The organism is Parasphingomonas frigoris (genome assembly GCF_036663815.1).
GTDB lineage: Bacteria > Pseudomonadota > Alphaproteobacteria > Sphingomonadales > Sphingomonadaceae > Sphingomonas.
In genome coordinates, this window is the sequence record NZ_JAXOJQ010000002.1 from 493,587 (window position 1) to 512,839 (window position 19,253).

Sequence of the window (19,253 nt, forward strand, 5' to 3'; positions counted from 1 at the left end):
ATTCGGCATACCTTTTAGTGCAGCCGGTCGCCATTGGTCGAACACGCTCAAAGTTTCGAACGCATCCCGATATGCCGGGCTTCGTGAGCTAATGGTCGGAACACCAGACAGAGAGTGCGCCGACAGTGAGGCAGGACAACCGAAAGCGAGAAGCTGCCGTTCCGCTGACAACCAATCCCCGCCCTTCGTCATCTCTACAACGCGCCAAAGCTTGATGCCGCCCCCCGCTCTCCGGTAACGCCACGCCATGAGCGCCCCCCTCCCCGCCACCGAAACCGAAGCCGCCGCCGAACTCGCGCGGCTGGCGGATCAGATCGCCTATCACAACGCGCGCTATCACACCGAGGACGCGCCCGAGATCAGCGATGCCGACTTCGACGCCCTGCGCGCGCGCAACACCGCGCTCGAGGCGGCGTACCCGCAGCTCGTCCGCGCCGATTCGCCCGCGCTCCAGGTCGGCGCCGCGCCCGCCGCGCATCTCGCCAAGGTCGCGCATGCGCGGGCGATGACGAGCCTCGACAATGCCTTCACCGACGAGGACGTCGCCGAGTTCGTCGCGCGCGTGCGGCGCTTCCTCGCGCTGCCCGACGATGCAACCGTCGAGATGACCGCCGAGCCCAAGATCGACGGCCTGTCCTGCTCGCTGCGCTACGAACAGCGCCGCCTCGTCCAGGCGTTGACCCGCGGCGACGGTGCAGTCGGCGAGGACGTCACCGCCAATGTCGCGCACATCCCCGACATCCCGCAGACGCTCCCCGCCGATGCGCCCGACATTTTCGAAGTGCGCGGCGAGGTCTATATGGCAAAGGCCGATTTCGCCGGCCTCAACGCCCGGCTGCTCGCCGAGGCCGAGGCTGCCGGCAAGGACGCGCGCCAGTTCGCCAACCCGCGCAACGCCGCCGCCGGGTCGCTGCGCCAGAAGGACGCGGCGGTCACCGCGACACGGCCCTTGCGCTTCTTCGCCTGGGGTTGGGGCGAGACCAGCGCGCTCCCCGGGGATACGCAGGCCGCCAACGTCGCCGCGCTGCGCGACTGGGGCTTCCAGGTCGCGAGCGGCTTCGCGCATGTTGCGACGACCGATGCCGCGCTCGCGGTCTATCGCAGCATCGAGCAGCAGCGCGCCGACCTCCCTTTCGACATCGACGGCGTCGTCTACAAGCTCGACCGGCTCGACTGGCAGGCGCGGCTCGGCACCGTCGGGCGCACCCCGCGCTGGGCGATCGCGCACAAATTCCCCGCCGAGCGCGCTGAGACGACTCTTACGGCGATCGACATCCAGGTCGGCCGCACCGGCGCGCTGACCCCGGTCGCGCGGCTCGCCCCCGTGACCGTCGGCGGCGTCGTCGTCACCAACGCGACGCTGCACAATGCCGACGAGATCGAGCGGCTCGGCGCGCGCGTCGGCGACCGCGTCGTGCTGCAGCGCGCGGGCGACGTCATCCCGCAGATCGTCGAGGTCCTCACGCGCGACGAGGAGCGCCCCGCCTTCGCATTCCCGACGACGTGCCCCGAATGCGGCTCGCTCGCCGAGCGCGGCGAGGGCGAGGTCGTCGTGCGCTGCACCGGCGGGCTGATCTGCCCGGCACAGCGCGTCGAGCGGCTGATCCATTTCGTCTCGCGCCACGCCTATGACATCAGCGGCCTCGGGCTGGTGCGGATTGAGGAATTCTTCCGCGACGGCCTGATCGGCTCGCCCGCCGACATCTTCCGCTTGCACGAACACCGCGCCGCGCTGGTCACGCGCGAGCGGATGTCCGAGCTCGTCGTCGACAAATTGCTCGCCGCGATCGACCTGCGGCGCCAGATCGGGCTCGACCGCTTCCTGTTCGCGCTCGGCATCCGCCATGTCGGCGAGATCACCGCGCGGGACCTTGCGCGCCGCTATGTCAGCTATGCCGGGTTTGCCGAGATGATCGAGCGCGTCCTCGCGGTGCGCGCCGAGATCGTCCTCGCACTCGGCGAGTCGGACGCGAAATTCGTCGTCCGCCGCGGCAAGGCGCTGGCGGCGGCGATCGAGACCGCCGGGATCGGCCCCGAAGTCGCGGACGCGCTGCTCGAATTCTTCGCAGAGCCACACAATCGCGACGTGGTCGATGCGCTGCTGCGCGAAGTGACCCCGCTCGACGTCGTCCATCAGACCCGCGAGTCGCCGGTCAGCGGCAAGACCGTGGTGTTTACCGGCAGCCTCGAGAGGATGAGTCGCGACGAGGCCAAGGCGCAAGCCGAGCTGCTCGGGGCGCGCGTGGCGGGATCGGTGTCGGCCAAGACCGATCTCGTCGTCGCCGGCCCGGGCGCGGGATCGAAGCTGAAAAAGGCCGAAGATCTGAAAGTTAGGGTGATCGACGAGGCGGCGTGGGCGGAAATTGTCGCGGCGGCGCGCTAATCGGTGGGAAAAACGTGCTGCGGCGAAGTGATGCTTTTGTGCAACGCAGAATAACTTGTTTTAACCCGACATGAACGCTGCGCTCGACTGTCACGTAAGCGAAATATATCGCGTGCAAGGGCTCGGTGCGACGCAGTCTCGCGGGCCAGAATCCGGTCACTGCTAGTCACGAGATCCTCAGGGGAAGTATCATGAAGATGAAGCTGTTCACGAGCGTGGCCTTTGCCGCGCTCCTAGTGCCGGGCGCGGCATACGCGCAGTCGACGGGTTCGGTCGATTTCAACGAAGGCGCTGCCGACATCGTTGTGACCGCTCGGGCGAGCAAAGGGATCGAAGGCATCCAGTCGCCGGACACGACCAAGGCAAAGGGCGTTCTGACGCAGGAGTTCATCGCCAAGCAGACCCCCGGCAACTCGATTCTCGATACGATCAACAGCCTTCCCGGCGTCAGCTTCCAGAATAACGATCCGTTCGGTTCGGCCGGCGGCACGCTCACCATTCGTGGTTTCGACGCGTCGCGCATCTCGCTGACCTTCGATGGCATCCCGCTCAACGACACCGGCAACTACGCGCTCTATTCGAACCAGCAGCTCGACCCCGAGCTGATCGAGCAGGTCAACGTCAACTACGGGTCGGGCGACGTCGACAGCCCGTCGGCTTCGGCGACCGGCTCGACCGTCAACTATCGCACCGTCAACCCGACTGACGCCTTCGGCGCGCGGCTCGAGGGCTCGGCCGGCGACTATGGCTTCTTCCGCATCTTCGGTAAGGTCGACACCGGCGTGTTCACGCCGTTCGGCACCAAGGCTTGGTTTTCCGCCAGCCAAGCCGTGAACGACGTCGTGTTCAACAATTTCGGCAAGATCAAGAAGCAGCAGTACAACGCCAAGATCTACCAGCCGATCGGCAGCAATGGCGACTTCATCTCTGTTTCGGGTAATTACAACGAGAACCGCAACAACTTCTTTGGCTCGGCCCCGCTGCGCTATGACACCAACGTTCTGACGCAGAACACGACGACCGGTGGTGCGACACCGCTCAACCCGCAGCTCGTGACCGGCGCGCTCCGTACGCCCGGCACCGGCACGCTCAATCGCTTCCCGGGTAGCCGCGATGAGCTGCCCTATTCGGTTGCGCGCTGCCAGATCGGCGCCGGCACGGCAGGCGTCGCCGACGCGCCTGCCAACGTCGTCGCGCCGGGCGCATCGAACAACGGCTCGGGCTGCGGCACCTCGTTCGATGAGCGCTACAACCCGTCGAACACCGGCAGCATCCGCATTAATTCGCGCTTCACGCTGGCACCCGGCCTCGTCCTGACGGTCGATCCGAGCTTCCAGTACACCAAGGCGAACGGCGGCGGCACGGTCACGGCACGTGAAGGCCTGCGCGACATCAACCCGGCTGGCGGTGTCGCCACGCCTGCAGCCTGCATCACCGCAGCCAGCTCGGCGACCAACAACTGCCAAGTCGGCTATTTCGCGGGCAACCCGTATGTCGGCAAGGATCTGAACGGCGACGGCGACCTGCTCGACACCGTCAACGTCCTGGCCCCCAGCCAGACGCAGACGCGTCGCTACGGCGTCATCGCATCGCTGCGCTACGACTTGAGCGACAACCACACCGTCCGCGTCGGCTACACGCTCGATCGCGGTCGCCATCGCCAGACCGGCGAAATCGGCGCCCTCCAGGTGAACGGCACGCCGTACGACGTGTTCCCGGTCAATAACCCGATCGTGGGCAGCAACGGCCAGGCGCTCCAGAAGCGTGATCGTCTGTCATACGCGACGCTGCAGCAGGGTTCGGCCGAATATCGCGGCGAATTCTTCGACAAGAAGCTCGTCGTCGATCTTGGTGTCACCGCCAAGTTCTTCACGCGCGACCTGACCAACTACTGCTTCTCCAGCAACGCGTCCGGGTTCGTCGAATGCTTCGGTCGCGATGCAGCGCTGCAGGGTGCGATCGCGGGCTATAATCCATACAGCTATACCCCAGCGACGGGCACGACCGCCGCAGTCGTGACGGGCTTCGCCGCGCCGCAGAACCGGGTGTACAAGTATAACCGCGTGCTGCCGAGCGCGGGCTTTACCTACAAGTTCGACACGGCTTTCTCGATGTATGCCAACTATTCGAAGGGTATCCAGGTCCCCGGGACCGACAACCTCTACAACGCCTTCTACTTCCCGCAGAATGCCCCGCAGGCGAACCCTGTGCCGGAGACGACCGACAATTTCGACGCAGGCCTGCGCTACACGTCAAGCCGACTGCAGGCCCAAGTTGGGCCGTGGTACACGCGCTTCACCAACCGTCTGGCGAGCTCGTTCGATCCCGACACGCAGTCGACCTTCTACCGCAACCTCGGCCGCGTCGATAAGTATGGCGTCGACGGCAGCGTGACCTATCGTCCGATCCGCGAGATCACGCTGTACGCTTACGGCTCGTATCTGAAGTCGGAGATCAAGAACAACGTGGTCCTCGGCACCTGCACGACCACAACGACGGTGAATTGTTCGACGATCGGTCAGCAGATCTTCGCGCTCACCGCCGGCAAGCGTGAGTCGGGTTCGCCCGTCTACACCTTCGGCGGCCGTGTTCAGGGCGACTTCGGCCCGATCACGCTGGGCGTTCAGGCGAAGCGCACCGGTCCCCGCTACGTCAACGATCAGAACTTCGCCAACCTCCAGTGCACCGCCGCACTGGTGAACCAGATCTGCCCGACCGCTGCGAACACCACGGCGACCTTCAACGGTACCCGCGGTTTCCAGTATCAGGTCGCTCCGGCCAAGGCCGCAGCCTATACGCAGGTCGATATCGACCTTCGCGTCTCGATGGGTTGGGCTGGCCTGAACGACAAGACCTACTTCCAGTTCAACGTCCAGAACCTGTTCAACCAATATTATGTTGGTGGTTTCTCGGGCGGAACGACCACGGCCTACGCCGTGCCGTTCGTTCAGATCGGCAGCCCGCGCGCGTTCATCGGAACGCTCAACGTCGCCTTCTGATCTGAACTAGGCTGCAGGAAAAAGGCCGCCGTCCGAACCCGGACGGCGGCCTTTTTTTGGTTCGGGCGTACCACTCGGCACGACCGCAGCCCACCCGGCTACCGGCCCTTGCGTGCTCCACCCATGCGGATCTTCTGGCTCTTGCCGTAGCGCGTCTTGCGCGTGCCCGGCTTGCCCTCGTTCGAGCGGCCCATCTGCGGCAGCTTCTGCTGGTCGACCGGCAGGCCGAGCTCCTCCTGCTCGAGCTGGCGGATCTCGTCGCGCAGCCGCCCGGCCGTCTCGAATTCCAGGTCGGCCGCCGCGGTGCGCATCTGCTTTTCGAGATCCTCGATATAGGCGCGCAGATTGTGGCCGACCATGTGCGGCCGGTCCTCGTCGATCTCCACCGTCACCTGGTCGCGCTGTGACACGTCCTGGATGATGTCGCCGATATTGCGGCGGATCGTCGTGGGAGTGATGCCATGCTCGGCATTGTAGGCGAGCTGCTTCTCGCGGCGCCGCCCGGTCTCGTTCATCGCCCGCTCCATCGAGCCGGTGATGCGATCGGCATAGAGGATCACACGCCCGTCGACGTTGCGCGCCGCGCGGCCGATCGTCTGGATCAGCGACGTCTCGGAGCGCAGGAAGCCCTCCTTGTCGGCATCGAGGATCGCGACCAGCCCGCATTCGGGGATGTCGAGCCCCTCGCGCAGTAGGTTGATGCCGACCAGCACGTCGTATACGCCGAGCCGCAGGTCGCGGATCAGCTCGATGCGCTCGAGCGTCTCGACGTCGCTGTGCATGTAGCGGACGCGCAAGCCGGCCTCGTGCATGAACTCGGTGAGATCCTCGGCCATCCGCTTTGTCAGCGTCGTCACCAGCGTGCGATAGCCCGCCTCGGCGGTCTTCTTCGCCTCGACGATCAGGTCCTGGACCTGCTCCTCGACCGGCTTGATCTCGATCGGCGGGTCGATCAGCCCGGTCGGGCGGATCACCTGTTCGGCGAACACGCCGCCGGTCTGCTCCATCTCCCACGTCCCCGGCGTCGCCGAGACATAAGTCGTCTGCGGGCGCATCGCGTCCCATTCGTTGAAGCGTAAGGGACGGTTGTCGATTGCCGACGGCAGGCGGAACCCGTACTCCGCCAGCGTTAGCTTGCGGCGGTGATCGCCGCGCGACATGCCGTTGATCTGACCGACGGTGACATGGCTCTCGTCGACGAACAGCAGTGAATTCTCGGGCAGATATTCGAACAGCGTGGGTGGCGGCTCGCCGGGCATCCGGCCGGTGAGGAAGCGCGAATAATTCTCGATGCCAGCGCACGATCCCGTCGCCGCGATCATCTCGAGATCGAAATTGGTGCGCTGCTCGAGCCGCTGCGCCTCGAGCAGCTTGCCCTCGGGCACGAGCTCCTTGAGCCGCTCGGACAGCTCGAACTTGATCGCCTCCATCGCCTGCTTGAGCGTCGGACCCGGCGTCACATAGTGGCTGTTGGCATAGACGCGCACGGAATTGAGGCTGGCAATCTTCTTGCCGGTCAGCGGATCGAACTCGACGATCTCCTCAATCTCGTCGCCGAAGAACGAGATCCGCCACGCGGTATCGTCATAATGCGACGGGAACAGCTCGAGATTGTCGCCGCGCACGCGGAAATTGCCGCGCTGGAAGGCGGCATCGTTGCGCTTGTATTGGAGCGCGACGAGCTTGCGCACGATCTCGCGCTGGTCGACCGTCTGCCCCTTCTTGAGGTCGAAGATCATTGCCGAATAGGTCTCGACCGAGCCGATACCGTACAGGCACGACACCGAGGCGACGATGATCACGTCGTCGCGCTCGAGCAAAGACCGGGTGGCGGAATGCCGCATCCGGTCGATCGCCTCGTTGGTCGAGCTTTCCTTCTCGATGTACGTGTCCGAGCGCGCGACATAGGCCTCTGGCTGGTAATAGTCGTAATACGAGACGAAATATTCGACCGCATTGTCGGGGAAGAACGACTTCATCTCGCCGTACAGCTGCGCCGCAAGGATCTTGTTCGGTGCGAGGATCAGCGCGGGGCGCTGCACCGCCTCGATCACTTTGGCCATCGTGAAAGTCTTGCCCGAGCCGGTGACGCCGAGCAGGACCTGGTCGCGCTCGCCCGCCTGGGTCTGCGCGACGAGCTCGGCGATCGCGGTCGGCTGGTCGCCTGCCGCGGTATAGTCCGAGACGAGCGTGAAGCGCTTGCCCCCTTCGGCCTTGGGCGGTCGCGCCGGACGATGCGGAACGAAGCTGACCCCGGTTTCGGGTTCGTCGAGACTGGTGCGAATCTGGATTGCCATAGCCGAACAATATGGGAAGGAAGTCGTCATCAGACAACGCGCGCCGGCACTCTGTCGGCACGCGCCCCCGGGGGAGAAGTTTCATGACGTTTCGTACTGTGGCGACGCTGATCGCCGTACCCGTCCTCGGCGCGGTCGCGCTGGCAGCCTGCTCGCCCTCGGGCCCGGTCAAGCGCCAGGCCGGCAGCTGGTCGCAGAAGATCGAGATCCTCAAATTCGAGGGTCGCGGCGCGACGCCCGAGACCAAGGGCCAGATGCAGAAGATGTTCGATTCGATGGCGGGCATGTCGGTCTGCCTCACCCCCGAAGCGGCCGCCAAGGAGGATATCGGCAAGGCGATGGAGCAGATGGCGTCGCGCGGCCAGAATTGCACCTTCGAGAAGAAGGACGTGTCGGGCGGCACGATCAACGTCGCGGCGACCTGCAAGCAGCCCAACGGCAACACCGTCAAGATGACGATAACCGGCACCAACAGCGCGACCGCGCAGGACATGACGATGCAGACCGAGGGCTTTGCCGCCAACGGCACCAAGGAAGGCACGATGCAGATGCGCATCAAGTCGTCGCGCAGCGGCGAGTGCAAGCCCGGCGACGTCACCCCGCCCGAGGCGCCCGCCGCCGGCGTGGCACCGGTCCCGGTGCCTGCGAAGCCGTAAGCTTTGGGGGGGCTGGCTCGCGCTGCAGCCCCCGTTCGCCCTGAGCCTGTCGAAGGGCACCTGTCAGCATACCGCCGGCCCGCGTGTTGAGGGCAGGGCTTCGACAAGCTCAGCCCGAACGGGTTAGAGCGACCATTTCGCCGCTAAAGTATCGGCTAGCGCGTGGGGGCCCCAACTTCAGCCCCCGCCTCGGCCGCAGCCTTGGCGTAGATCGAATTGATCGGTCGCGCGAACACGCGTTCGACCATTGGCTCGAAGAAGCTCAGCGGCGCGCTGTCATAGGCCGGGTCGAACGCCGCCTGATCGTATTTCTCGCAGAATTCGGCGCACGCCTCGAAATGCGGGTGCCCGCGATACGCCTCGCGCATGTCGCGATCGCCGCCGATGTAGTGGAAGAAATAATAGCCCTGGAACACGCCATGCGTATTGGCGATCCAGTGCAGTTCCTCCGACACGAACGGCCGCAGCATCGCCGCGGCGATCTCGGGATGGTTGTAGGTGCCGAGCGTGTCGCCGATGTCGTGGAGCAGCGCCGTCACGACATAGGCCTCGTCGCGCCCGTCCTGGTGGGCGCGCGTCGCGGTCTGCAGCGAATGTTCGAGCCGGTCGACCGGGAAGCCGCCATAATCACCGTCGAGCAGCCGCAGATGCGTCAGCACACGCTTGGGCAGCGTCTTGGCGAACTGGCCGAAATGCCCGGCGATCAGGCTCCAGTCGCCTTGCGTGCCATGCTCCATCGCGGTGAACTGCGCGCGGTCGGGCTGATCGTTCATGATGCTCTCTCTCCTATCTCTTCCTCCCCTCCCTGAAAGGGAGGGGTCGGGGGTGGGGTCGGCCCGTAGGAGAGCGGGACGCCCGCCTTAGACCAACCCACCCCCAGCCCCTCCCTTCCAGGGAGGGGAGGTCCGCGTCGTTGCGCGCCGCTTTGATACCCCACTTTGCGCATCGCGCCCAGCCGGGCTAAGACCCCCCGCATGCCGCTCTTCACCAGACCCGCGATCTTCTCGCGGCCCTTTTTCGAGGACAAGAGCCGGGCGTTCTGGACGCTGCAGGCGGCCGGGTGGACCGGCTATCTCATCCTGCGCGGCGTCTCGAGCGTGTCGAACGCCGCCGATGTGTCGGTGGTCGTGCCGGTCGTGATCGAATCGATCGTCGGCTACAGCATCACGCTGCTGCTCGCGACGGTGTACCATTATTACCGGCGCCAGCCGCGCTTCGCGATGGCGATCCTGACGATCATCACGCTTGCCGCCGCGACGCTGCTCTATGCGGTGCTCGACGCCTTCTCCTTCTCGTTCATCAAGCTGCAGAGCCCGGGGCTCAACGTCAGCCTGGTGCTCGGCACGATCTTCCTCAACTTCACCGTGCTGGCGGGGTGGACCGCGCTCTATTTCGGGATCAATTTCTACCTGATCGTCGAGGATCAGATCGACCAGCTCGCCACGCTCGAGAACACCGCCTCGTCGGCGCAGCTGGCGATGCTGCGCTATCAGCTCAACCCGCATTTCCTGTTCAACACGCTCAACTCGATCTCGACGCTGGTGCTGCTCAAGGAAACCGAGCGCGCCAATGCGATGCTCGGGCGGCTGTCGTCGTTCCTGCGCTACACGCTCGCCAACGAACCGACCGCGCACGTCACCGTGCAGCAGGAGTTCGAGACGCTGAAACTCTATCTCGAGATCGAGAAGATGCGCTTCGAAGAGCGGCTGCGCCCGACCTTCGACGTCGACCCGCGCGTCGCCAAGGCGCGGCTGCCCTCGCTGCTGCTCCAGCCGCTCGTCGAAAACGCGATCAAATACGCGGTGACCCCCCAGGAAGATGGCGCCGAAATCGCCGTCACCGCGCGGCTCACCGGGGATCGGGTGCAGATCGTCGTATCCGACACCGGCCCCGGCTTGAATGAAACGAAGGCGCGGCAGAGCGTTTCTCCAAGCCAGACTCTTTCAACCGGGGTTGGCCTTGCCAATATTAGAGAGAGACTGGCCCAGGCTTACGGGCCGGACCACAGATTCGAGACGCGATCGATCCCGGGGGGCGGTTTCGGGGTCGAGATTGAAATCCCGTTCCAGCTCGAGGAACCGAAGAAAGAGTTTGCATGACGATCCGCACCATCCTCGTCGACGACGAAAAACTCGCTACCCAGGGCCTCGCGCTCCGGCTCGCAGCCCATGAAGACGTCGAAATCGTCGATACCTGCATGAACGGTCGCGAGGCGATCCGCGCGATCAAGACGCACAAGCCCGACCTGGTCTTCCTCGACATCCAGATGCCGGGGTTCGACGGCTTCTCGGTCGTCCAGGGGCTGATGGAGGTCGAGCCCCCCTTGTTCGTCTTCGTGACCGCATATTCCGACCACGCGCTGAAGGCGTTCGAGACCGACGCGGTCGATTATCTGATGAAGCCGGTCGAGGAATCGCGCCTCGCCGATACGCTCGATCGCGTGCGCCAGCGCCTCGCCGAGAAGCGCGGCGTCGAGGAAGTCGACCGGTTGAAGGAAGTGATCGCCGAGATCGCGCCCGATTCGGTCGAGAACCTGCACGAGGCGGGCGACCAGGTGTCGGCCAACCGTTTCGAGAAGCTCATCAACATCAAGGATCGCGGGCAGATCTTCCGCGTCGACGTCGACACGATCGAGCGGATCGATGCCGCCGGCGACTACATGTGCATCTACACCGGCGACAACACGCTGATCCTGCGCGAGACGATGAAGGATCTCGAAAAGCGCCTCGATCCGCGCCGTTTCCAGCGCGTGCATCGCTCGACGATCGTCAATCTCGACCTGGTCAAGGAAGTGAAGCCGCACACCAATGGCGAGTGCTTCCTGGTGCTGCAGTCGAACGCGCAGGTGAAGGTGTCGCGCAGCTATCGCGACGTGGTCGCGCGGTTCGTTCACTGATTTACTACTCCCCTCCCCTTTAGGGGAGGGGTTGGGGGTGGGGCGGGTCTCACCGAGACCAACGGCCGCAGTCACTTCCCCACCCCAACCCAGCGCCAGGTCGGTCAGGCCCCCGGCCTGACCTGAACCGCGCGGGGCGCGGTTAACCTGGCGCTCCTGAAGGGGCGGGGCTTTTAGCGCCCGCTCAACCCTCAGCCGTATCCGCGCTATCGGCCGGCCGCTCGAACCACGCCTCGACCTCGCCCGACAGCTTGAGCGTCAACGGCTGCCCATGCCGATCCACCTTCTTGCCGAGCGCGACGCGGATCCAGCCTTCGGAGCGGCTATATTCCTCGACGTCGTGGCGCTGCTGGCCCTTGAAGCGGATGCCGATCCCGCGCGCGAGCGCAGCCTCGTCATAATGCGGGCTGCGCGGGTTGGAGGACAGGCGGTCTGGGGTCTGATCTGTATCGGTCATGGCCCGGGCTCATGACGCAAAATGCGCCTCCACGCCAGACACGAAAACGGCGCGGAACCGAAGTCCCGCGCCGCTTCCCGTCACACAGTCGCCGGCTTAGCGGCAGACGCGGACGTTGACCGGACGATCGTAATAGCTGTCCCAGCGGCGCTCGATGAAGCAGCGCGGCTCGTAATAGGGCTCGGCATAATAGCCCCGGTAATAGCCGCGATCGCGGTAGTAGCCGTCATTGTAATAGCCGCGATAATAGGGATCGCGATAATAACCCCGGTCGCGGTTCGAGGCGAGCGCCGCGCCGACCGCCAAGCCGGCGATCCCGGCGACCACTGCCGTCCCCGCGCCACCACCGCCGCGATAATAGCCATGGCCGCGATACCCGCCCCACCGCTGTGCTTCGGCGGGCGCGGCTGCGGTCAGGGCGGTGGCGCCGAGGGCAAGGCCGAGACCGATCTTCTTCATCAGGCTGTTCATCTCGTATCTCCTCATTCCAAAGCCTTCCCCGTGCATCGCCAAATAACGCACCAGCGGGCTAGCTTGTTGCAAGCCGTATCCGATTCGCCCTGAACGGCCCCGGAATGGCGCGTTTAGCAAGCGTTCACCAAGGAGAAATCGATGGCCCACTGGCTGCTGAAATCCGAACATGACAGCTATGGCTGGGACGACCTCCGCGCCGAGGGCACGACCGAATGGACCGGCGTGCGCAACGCGGCGGCCGCGCTCCACCTCAAGGCGATGCGGCCCGGCGATCATGCCTTCTTCTACCATAGCGGCAAGCCCAGGGAGATCGTCGGCACGGTCGAGATCGTGCGTGCCGCGCAGCAGGACGGCGACGACCCGCGCTGGGTCTCGGTCGCGATCGCGCCGCGCGCGCCCCTCCCCCGCCCCGTCACCCTGGCGCAGATGAAGGCCGCTCCGGCGCTGGCCGGCATGGCGCTGTTGCGCCAGTCGCGCCTGTCTGTATCGCCGGTGCGCGACGACGAGTGGGCGACGGTGCTCGCGATGAGTGAAGGTACGGATTGATGCGAGGATGGAGGGCGACGGTGATGGCAGGCGCATTGGCGCTCACCTGCGTCGCGGCGGGCAATGCGGCACCCCCCGCCCCCAAAGCGGCGCCCGAGCCGCCGATCGTGCGCGTTCGCTTCGTCACCGCCGCCGGGCCGATCGTCGTCGCGCTCGACTACAGACATGCGCCGGGCACGGTCGCCAATTTCCTCGCTTATGTCGACGACGGCCGCTTCGAGGGCACCAGCTTCTACCGTGCGACGCGACGCAAGACCGCGCCCACCACCGGCTTCGTGCAAGGCGGGATCGGCACCGATTCGCACCGCATGCTCGGCGTCGTCCCGCTCGAGCCGACCAGCAAGACCGGGCTCAAGCATCTCGACGGCACGCTGTCGCTGGCCCGCTACGAGCGCAGCGATTCGGGGTCAGGCAATTTCTCGATCATGGTCGGCGCCAATCCATCGCTCGATGCGCGGCCGGGTTTCGTCGGCTATGCCGCGTTCGGGCGGGTGATCATCGGGATGAACGTAGTCAAGCAGATGCTCGCGCGGCCGACGCTGCCCGGCGGCGACGGCGCGTTCAAGGGGCAGATGATGGCCAAGCCGGTGACGATCCTGCGCGCAGAGCGGCTCGACGGTGTTGCCAAGCCGACCGGCGGGATGAAGGTGTGGTTGATGTTGAGGGGGGTGAAGCGCTGAGGATCGCGTGGCTATCCGCCTCCTACTCTAATTTCACGAACGTCACGCCCGCGCAACAAAAGCGTCGCGCGAGCGTCATGCTTGGCGCCCAGAGGGACGGCCTGCTGCATTGCAACAGTGCCATTACCTGGGGGGCCCTCAATGATCCGACACACTTCGAGCCTGTTCGCGCTTGCCGCCGCGCTTCTCGCCACCACGCCCGCTTTCGCACAGACGAGCGCCGTCGCGGCCCCCGAGGAAGCCTCGGCGATCGTCGTCACCGCCAAGACGACGCGCTCGGCAACCGCGATCGCACAGGCCGAGATTCAGAAGATCCTGCCCGGTATCTCGCCGCTGAAGGCGATCCAGACGCTGCCCGGCGTGCTCTACATCACCGCCGATCCGTGGGGCTATAACGAGCAGAACGCGCAGATCTTCATCCACGGTTTTGCCGGCAACCAGCTCGGCTACACGATGGACGGCCTGCCCTTGGGCGACCAGAGCTACGGCAACTATAACGGCCTGTCGCCACAGCGCGCGGTGATCTCGGAGAATGTCGGGCGGATCGTCGTGGCGACTGGCGCGGGCGATCTCGCCACCGCCTCGAACAGCAATCTCGGCGGGACGGTCGAGACCTTCTCGTCCAACCCGCTCGCAAAATTTGGCATCCAGGCGACGCAGACCGTCGGCAGCTACGACACGTCGCGCAGCTTCGTGCGGATCGACACAGGCACCTTCGGCGGCAACAACAGCGCCTACATCTCCGCCGCGCGCCAGCATGCCCGCGCGTGGGATTTCAACGGCGTCCAGGGCGGCTACCAGGCCAATGCCAAGTTCGTCCACGACGACAGCGTCGGCAAACTGACCGTCTATTTCGACTATAACGACTTCACCCAGCCGAACGAGGACGCGACGACCTTCTTCAAGCCCTCGGCCGGCGGCACGGCGACCGCGGTGCAGCTCTACACGCCCTACACCAAGCCGTTCTTCTATCCCGACTTCACCACCTACCGCAGCAGCTACCTCAGCCCGCTCGGCAACAGCCCGAGCGCCGAGGGCGGCAACTATCGCAATTACTATTCGGACGCGCAGCGCACCGATTATCTCGGTTATGCCCGCTACGACGCGCATCTGTCGCAGCACGTCACCTGGTCGACCACCGGCTATTTCCACCACAATGACGGCGCCGGCGTCGTCGCCGGGCCGCTCGGCCAGTCGATCACCACCGCCCAGGCCTATCTCGACCCGGCCTATGCGACGCTGCCGAGCAATTGCCGCTTCGCCAGCAACGCCAACGGCATCAAGCCTGCCGCCTGCACCGCGCTGACCGCCGCGCAGGCGAGCGCGTCGGGCGCGGCGCTGGTCGCGGCGACCGGCGGATCGGGGCTGATCACGCGCACCACCGAATATCGCATCGACCGCGAGGGCGTCATCTCGGCGCTCGCGATCGACGCGGGCGCGCACAAGATCGAACTCGGCGGCTGGTTCGAGCATAACAGCACGACGCAGTGGCGCCGCTGGTACGGCGTCGACGTCGCCAATCCGGCGTCGAGCACGCCCTACATCCGCCCGCTCGAGGCGGCCGCGCCGCTGTTCACGCAATATCAGGGCGAGGCGCGGATCAACACGCTCCAGCTCCACGTCCAGGACACGTGGCAGGCGCTCGACCGGCTGGTGCTCCAGGCCGGCTTCAAGACCAGCGCGCAATGGGCCGACGGGCGCTTCCCGGTGCAGCCCAGGCTCGGCTCGCTGTCGGGGCTGACCGGCGGCCTGCCCGAGGGCAAGATCAACACGCTGCGCTGGTTCCTGCCCGCCGCCGGCGCGACCTACGACTTCAACGGCCACGAACAGGTCTATTTCAACGCCCAGAAGAATCTGCGGCAATATTCCGCCTATCTCGCGGGCGGTGGCGGCCCGTGGTTCACCGGCAGCCAGGCGGCGTTCGACGCGTTCGCGGCGCAGGGCAAGCCCGAGAGCAGCTGGACCTATGAAGGCGGCCTGCGCACCAAACGCAGCTTTGCCGGCGACATCCGGCTCGAGGCGCAGGTCAATTACTACCACGTCGTGTTCAACAACCGCCTGCTCGCCATCTCGACCAACCCCGGCGGCATCGCCGGCGGTGCGATCACCGGCGGCACGTCGATCCTGGTCAACGTCGGCTCGGTCAAGACCGACGGCGTCGACGCGGCCTTCACGCTCCACCTCGGCCGTGCCTTCTCGCTCTACAATGCGGCGTCGTACAATCTGTCGAAATATCAGAGCGACTACACCTCGACCGCGACCGGCATCGGCGGCGCGACGAACAGCTGCATCGGCGGCTATCTCGTCACCAACGGCGTCGTGCCGACCTGCGGCAAGCAGCTGCCGGGCACACCGAAGTGGATGAACAAGACCGTCGCCACGCTGGCGGTCGGCCCGTTCGAGGCGCAGCTGATCGGCGATTATGTCGGCCGCCGCTTCGCCACCTTCAGCAACGATGCGAGCGTCGCCTCCTACTTCCTGACCTCGCTGCGGCTCGCGGCGCGCGTTCCCGACGGCACGCTGCCGCTGCGCAAGGTCGAGGTCTCGCTCAACGTGACCAACCTCACCGACCGCACGGGCGTCTCGACGCTGTCGATCGGCTCTGCCACCAACAGCTATTCGGCCTACCCGATCGCACCGCGCCAGTGGTTCCTGACGGTGTCGGCCGCCTATTGAGGGCCGGGCGGGCGGGCGGCCCACCACCGCCCGCCCCTTCTCCACGAACGCTTCCCCCCAAACGCCCCCGCCAAGCGCTTCCCCGGCGAAGGCCGGGGCCCAGGCGCGGCGCCCAAGCCAATCGGGCGCCGCCCTTCGCCCCGAGCGGCGCTAACACCGCCCCACGCCGTTTGCGGACCACCCTGCCCAGCAGGCAACGGTAGCTCCCGATCAACGATCTGCGGCACCTGCCCGCCCGCACCCTTCGAACACGGCAAACTTCGCCCCCGGAGAAAATGCAATACCATACAGCTATTATCGGTAGATAGTACGCCTGCCATATGATATTGTCGGAACGATAAGGGGCAAAGACCCCAAGCGCCGATGAGGGGGGGATGGCGGCATGAAGGGTGAGGAACGCGCCGTTGGCGCGATGGTGTCGCAGATCGGGTATCAGCTTCGCCGCGTCGATCTGATCTCGATGGAAGCGCTGAGCGAAGAGCTCGCCAAACTCGGCGTCGCGCCCGGCAGGGCGACCGCGCTGTCCTTCATTCATTTGAACCCCGGATCCGATCAGGCCGCGCTCGGTCGTGTGCTCGGCATCAACGCCGCGAGCACGATGGCCGCGGTCAACGGCCTCGTCGCGCTCGGGGCCGTCGAGCGGCGGCCCGGACGCGATCGCCGGAGCAACGCGCTTCACCTGACCGACCAGGGCCGACGCCTCCATGACGAGGTGGTCGAGCTGATCGACCAGCACAACACCAATTTCTTCGCAGCCCTGACACCCGACGAAAGCGCCGAACTGTTCCGGCTGCTCGTCAAAGTCCGGGCTTCGCACAGCACGGCCGCACGGTCCGCATCGTCGACTACCAGGGCAATATTGAGGAGAGTCAAATGAAGGTGTGGAGCAAGCTGCTGAGCGGCGCGGGCCTGATGACCCTCGCCACGGGCACGGCCTGGGCGCAAGATCAGGCGCCCGCCCCTGCCCCCGTTCCAGCCGAGACGGCTGCGCAGGATCAGACCGCCAACGACATCGTCGTCACCGCCCGCCGCACCGCGGAACGGCTGCAGGACGTGCCGGTCGCCGTGACCGCGTTCAGCGGCGATGCCCTGGCGCAGCGCAATGTCGCCACGCTCGACGAAATCGCCAAATTCACGCCCAACATCCGCTTCGACGGGGCGGCGGCGCTGTCGGGTGGCAATTACAACGCCACGGTGTTCGTCCGCGGCGTGGGCCAGAACGACTTCGCGATCTTCAGCGATCCGGGCGTCGGTTTCTATGTCGACGACGTGTATTACGCCCGCTCGATCGGCGGGGTGATGGATGCGGTCGACATCGACAGCGTTCAGGTGCTGCGCGGACCGCAGGGAACGCTGTTCGGCAAGAACACGATCGGCGGCGCGGTGCTGATCAACACCGCCAAGCCCGACCTGAATGCCTTCAGCGGGAAGGCCGAAGCGATCTACGGCAGCTACGACCGCATCGACGTGAAGGGCGCGATCAATATTCCGATCGTCCCGGGCACGGCGGCGCTGCGCCTGTCCGGCGCCAGCCTCAACCGCGACGGCTATGTAAGGCGCCTCCTCGACGGCGACACGCAAGGCGACCGCTCGGCGCAGATGCTGCGCGCAAAGCTGCGGATCGCGCCGGAGGGCAGTGGCCTCACGATCGACATCGGCGGCGATTACACGCGCGCCCGCGAGACATCGGCACCCTCGGATCTGCTCGCGGTCGGCAACGCCCCCGGCATCACCGGCGTGCCCTTCCTGACCAACTACAACCTCTTCGTCGCGCCCTCGAAGGGGATCACCGCGCCCAATGGGCAGAAGACGCTCAACCCGAGCTATATCACCGCCAGCCCGTTCGAGACCTGGGCCGGCGGGCCCAATGCGAACGATCTCGATCTGTGGGGCGCGCAAGGCATCATCGCCTACCAGATGGGCGGCGCGACGCTGAAATCGATCACCGCCTATCGCCACATGAAGGCCTATTTCACGCGCGACGGCGACAATACGCCGTTCGTCTTCCGCCAGACCACCAATCGCGATACGCAGTGGCAGTTCAGCCAGGAAGTGCAGCTGACCGGCAAGACGTTCGACGATCGGCTGAGCTACGTCTTCGGCGGCTTCTATTTCAAGGAAAAGGCGTCCGACATCGCGACCGCCGATCTGGCGATCGGGTTGCAGGCCCCGGCCGCGCCGCCGCCCTTCACCCCGGCGGTGTTCATTCGCAACTACACCGACAACCGCAGTCTTGCGGCCTACGGACAGATCGACTTCGAGATCGTCCCGCGCCTCACCCTCACCGCGGGCGGGCGCTACACCAACGACAAGAAGCTGTTTACCTCGATCAACGTGCGCCAGCGCGACCTGGTGCAGTTCGTCAACGTCACGCGCCAAGCGACCTTCAGCAAGTTCACCCCGCACTTCGGCGTCGATTTCAAGGTGAACCGCAACCTGCTGATCTATGCCTCCTATTCGAAGGGGTTCAAGCAGGGCGGCTTCAACGGCCGTCCGCTGGTGAGCGACGCCGAGGTCACGCAATATGCGCCCGAGGAGCTGACGAGCTACGAAGCCGGGATCAAATCGCAGTGGCTCGACGGGCAGTTGACCGCCAACCTTGCCGCCTTCCATTCGATCTACAAGGACATCCAGCTGACGGTGAACCAGACACCGACCAACTTCGTCGCCAATGCCGCGGGCGGCGAGATCAACGGGCTCGAGCTGGAAACCGTCATGCGGCCGGCGAAATGGCTGAGCTTCAACGCCGCCGTCGGGTATCTCGACGCGAAATACACCTCGATCGGCCAGGGATTGGGGCCGACCCAGGTCCTTCCGATCACGCTGGCCACGCAGTTCGTCAAGGCGCCGGAATGGACCGTCTCGACCGGGCTCGAACTCTCGCACCATTTCGACCAGGGCGGCAATGCCGCGCTGCGGGTCGATTATTCGATGTACAGCCGGATCTACAACGACGTCGCCAACACCGCGATCATCACCGAGCCGGGCTATGGCCTGCTGAACGCACGGCTCAGCTACGTCCTGCCCGGCGATGCGATCACGCTCGCCGTGTTCGGGTCGAACCTGACCAACGCGCTGTACAAGGTGTCGGGCAATGCCTCGGGTGCGTTCGGGTTGGCCGAGGCGAGCTACGGCCGACCACGCGAATGGGGCATCAGCGCCGCGTTCAAATTCTGAACGGCGGCTTCA

The 19,253-nt window shown here is 65.5% G+C and carries 14 protein-coding genes; 10 read left to right on the forward strand and 4 right to left on the reverse strand.

Annotation, left to right across the window (positions count from 1 at the left end; all coding sequences use genetic code 11):
* Nucleotides 1–247: 247 nt before the first annotated feature.
* Nucleotides 248–2,383 (forward strand): NAD-dependent DNA ligase LigA, encoded by a 2,136-nt coding sequence (ligA, locus tag U1872_RS07680; RefSeq protein WP_332792294.1) that lies wholly within the window; start codon nucleotides 248–250, stop codon nucleotides 2,381–2,383.
* 191 nt (nucleotides 2,384–2,574) lie between these two features.
* A complete protein-coding gene (locus U1872_RS07685) occupies nucleotides 2,575–5,382 on the forward strand; it encodes a TonB-dependent receptor (RefSeq protein WP_332792295.1) in 2,808 nt (935 codons plus the stop codon).
* A 98-nt stretch (nucleotides 5,383–5,480) separates the two neighbouring features.
* Here U1872_RS07685 and uvrB read toward each other — a convergent pair whose 3' ends face one another.
* Nucleotides 5,481–7,679, reverse strand: a complete 2,199-nt coding sequence (gene uvrB, locus U1872_RS07690; RefSeq protein WP_332792296.1) for an excinuclease ABC subunit UvrB — start codon at nucleotides 7,677–7,679, stop codon at nucleotides 5,481–5,483.
* Between the two features lie 83 nt (nucleotides 7,680–7,762).
* Between uvrB and U1872_RS07695 the strand changes: the two genes are divergently transcribed.
* On the forward strand, nucleotides 7,763–8,335 hold the full coding sequence (locus U1872_RS07695) for a DUF3617 domain-containing protein (protein ID WP_332792297.1): 573 nt from the start codon (nucleotides 7,763–7,765) through the stop codon (nucleotides 8,333–8,335).
* A gap of 155 nt (nucleotides 8,336–8,490) precedes the next feature.
* On the opposite strand, the gene U1872_RS07700 is transcribed toward U1872_RS07695, so the two are convergent.
* Nucleotides 8,491–9,108: an HD domain-containing protein gene (locus tag U1872_RS07700; protein ID WP_332792298.1), complete on the reverse strand. Its 618-nt coding sequence runs from the start codon at nucleotides 9,106–9,108 to the stop codon at nucleotides 8,491–8,493.
* Nucleotides 9,109–9,309: 201 nt separating this feature from the next.
* Here U1872_RS07700 and U1872_RS07705 point away from each other — a divergent pair, with 201 nt between their 5' ends.
* Both U1872_RS07705 and U1872_RS07710 read left to right on the forward strand, forming a co-directional pair.
* Entirely contained in the window at nucleotides 9,310–10,434 is a 1,125-nt protein-coding gene (locus U1872_RS07705) for a sensor histidine kinase (protein ID WP_332792299.1), read from the forward strand.
* Nucleotides 10,431–11,231, forward strand: a complete 801-nt coding sequence (locus U1872_RS07710; RefSeq protein ID WP_332792300.1) for a LytR/AlgR family response regulator transcription factor — start codon at nucleotides 10,431–10,433, stop codon at nucleotides 11,229–11,231. Before U1872_RS07705 ends, U1872_RS07710 begins: the two co-directional genes overlap by 4 nt.
* Nucleotides 11,232–11,415: 184 nt before the next feature.
* Here the strand turns inward: U1872_RS07710 and U1872_RS07715 are convergent, their stop codons facing one another.
* Both U1872_RS07715 and U1872_RS07720 read right to left on the reverse strand, forming a co-directional pair.
* Nucleotides 11,416–11,688, reverse strand: coding sequence for a DUF3297 family protein (locus tag U1872_RS07715; RefSeq protein WP_332792301.1), 273 nt, complete (start codon nucleotides 11,686–11,688; stop codon nucleotides 11,416–11,418).
* A gap of 96 nt (nucleotides 11,689–11,784) precedes the next feature.
* Complete coding sequence (locus U1872_RS07720; RefSeq protein WP_332792302.1) at nucleotides 11,785–12,159, reverse strand: hypothetical protein; 375 nt, start codon at nucleotides 12,157–12,159, stop codon at nucleotides 11,785–11,787.
* A gap of 141 nt (nucleotides 12,160–12,300) precedes the next feature.
* Here U1872_RS07720 and U1872_RS07725 point away from each other — a divergent pair, with 141 nt between their 5' ends.
* The 5 genes from U1872_RS07725 (at nucleotide 12,301) to U1872_RS07745 (ending at nucleotide 19,241) form a co-directional block, all read left to right on the forward strand.
* Nucleotides 12,301–12,708, forward strand: coding sequence for an EVE domain-containing protein (locus U1872_RS07725; RefSeq protein ID WP_332792303.1), 408 nt, complete (start codon nucleotides 12,301–12,303; stop codon nucleotides 12,706–12,708).
* Between the two features lie 23 nt (nucleotides 12,709–12,731).
* Nucleotides 12,732–13,388 carry a peptidylprolyl isomerase gene (locus U1872_RS07730; protein ID WP_332792304.1) on the forward strand — a complete coding sequence of 219 codons (657 nt, stop codon included), beginning with the start codon at nucleotides 12,732–12,734 and terminating at the stop codon, nucleotides 13,386–13,388.
* A 141-nt stretch (nucleotides 13,389–13,529) separates the two neighbouring features.
* Nucleotides 13,530–16,064: a TonB-dependent receptor gene (locus tag U1872_RS07735; protein ID WP_332792305.1), complete on the forward strand. Its 2,535-nt coding sequence runs from the start codon at nucleotides 13,530–13,532 to the stop codon at nucleotides 16,062–16,064.
* Between the two features lie 412 nt (nucleotides 16,065–16,476).
* Nucleotides 16,477–16,941 (forward strand): MarR family winged helix-turn-helix transcriptional regulator, encoded by a 465-nt coding sequence (locus U1872_RS07740; RefSeq protein ID WP_332792306.1) that lies wholly within the window; start codon nucleotides 16,477–16,479, stop codon nucleotides 16,939–16,941.
* Entirely contained in the window at nucleotides 16,938–19,241 is a 2,304-nt protein-coding gene (locus U1872_RS07745; RefSeq protein WP_332792307.1) for a TonB-dependent receptor, read from the forward strand. The genes U1872_RS07740 and U1872_RS07745 overlap by 4 nt, the downstream gene beginning before the upstream one ends.
* The last annotated feature ends 12 nt before the right edge of the window (nucleotides 19,242–19,253 follow it).

Coding starts and splice junctions, on each gene's coding strand:
- ligA (WP_332792294.1), top strand. CDS start 248: ATGAGCGCCCCCCTCCCCGCCACCGAAACCGAAGCCGCCGCCGAACTC.
- U1872_RS07685 (WP_332792295.1), top strand. CDS start 2,575: ATGAAGATGAAGCTGTTCACGAGCGTGGCCTTTGCCGCGCTCCTAGTG.
- uvrB (WP_332792296.1), bottom strand. CDS start 7,679: ATGGCAATCCAGATTCGCACCAGTCTCGACGAACCCGAAACCGGGGTC.
- U1872_RS07695 (WP_332792297.1), top strand. CDS start 7,763: ATGACGTTTCGTACTGTGGCGACGCTGATCGCCGTACCCGTCCTCGGC.
- U1872_RS07700 (WP_332792298.1), bottom strand. CDS start 9,108: ATGAACGATCAGCCCGACCGCGCGCAGTTCACCGCGATGGAGCATGGC.
- U1872_RS07705 (WP_332792299.1), top strand. CDS start 9,310: ATGCCGCTCTTCACCAGACCCGCGATCTTCTCGCGGCCCTTTTTCGAG.
- U1872_RS07710 (WP_332792300.1), top strand. CDS start 10,431: ATGACGATCCGCACCATCCTCGTCGACGACGAAAAACTCGCTACCCAG.
- U1872_RS07715 (WP_332792301.1), bottom strand. CDS start 11,688: ATGACCGATACAGATCAGACCCCAGACCGCCTGTCCTCCAACCCGCGC.
- U1872_RS07720 (WP_332792302.1), bottom strand. CDS start 12,159: ATGAACAGCCTGATGAAGAAGATCGGTCTCGGCCTTGCCCTCGGCGCC.
- U1872_RS07725 (WP_332792303.1), top strand. CDS start 12,301: ATGGCCCACTGGCTGCTGAAATCCGAACATGACAGCTATGGCTGGGAC.
- U1872_RS07730 (WP_332792304.1), top strand. CDS start 12,732: ATGGCAGGCGCATTGGCGCTCACCTGCGTCGCGGCGGGCAATGCGGCA.
- U1872_RS07735 (WP_332792305.1), top strand. CDS start 13,530: ATGATCCGACACACTTCGAGCCTGTTCGCGCTTGCCGCCGCGCTTCTC.
- U1872_RS07740 (WP_332792306.1), top strand. CDS start 16,477: ATGGTGTCGCAGATCGGGTATCAGCTTCGCCGCGTCGATCTGATCTCG.
- U1872_RS07745 (WP_332792307.1), top strand. CDS start 16,938: ATGAAGGTGTGGAGCAAGCTGCTGAGCGGCGCGGGCCTGATGACCCTC.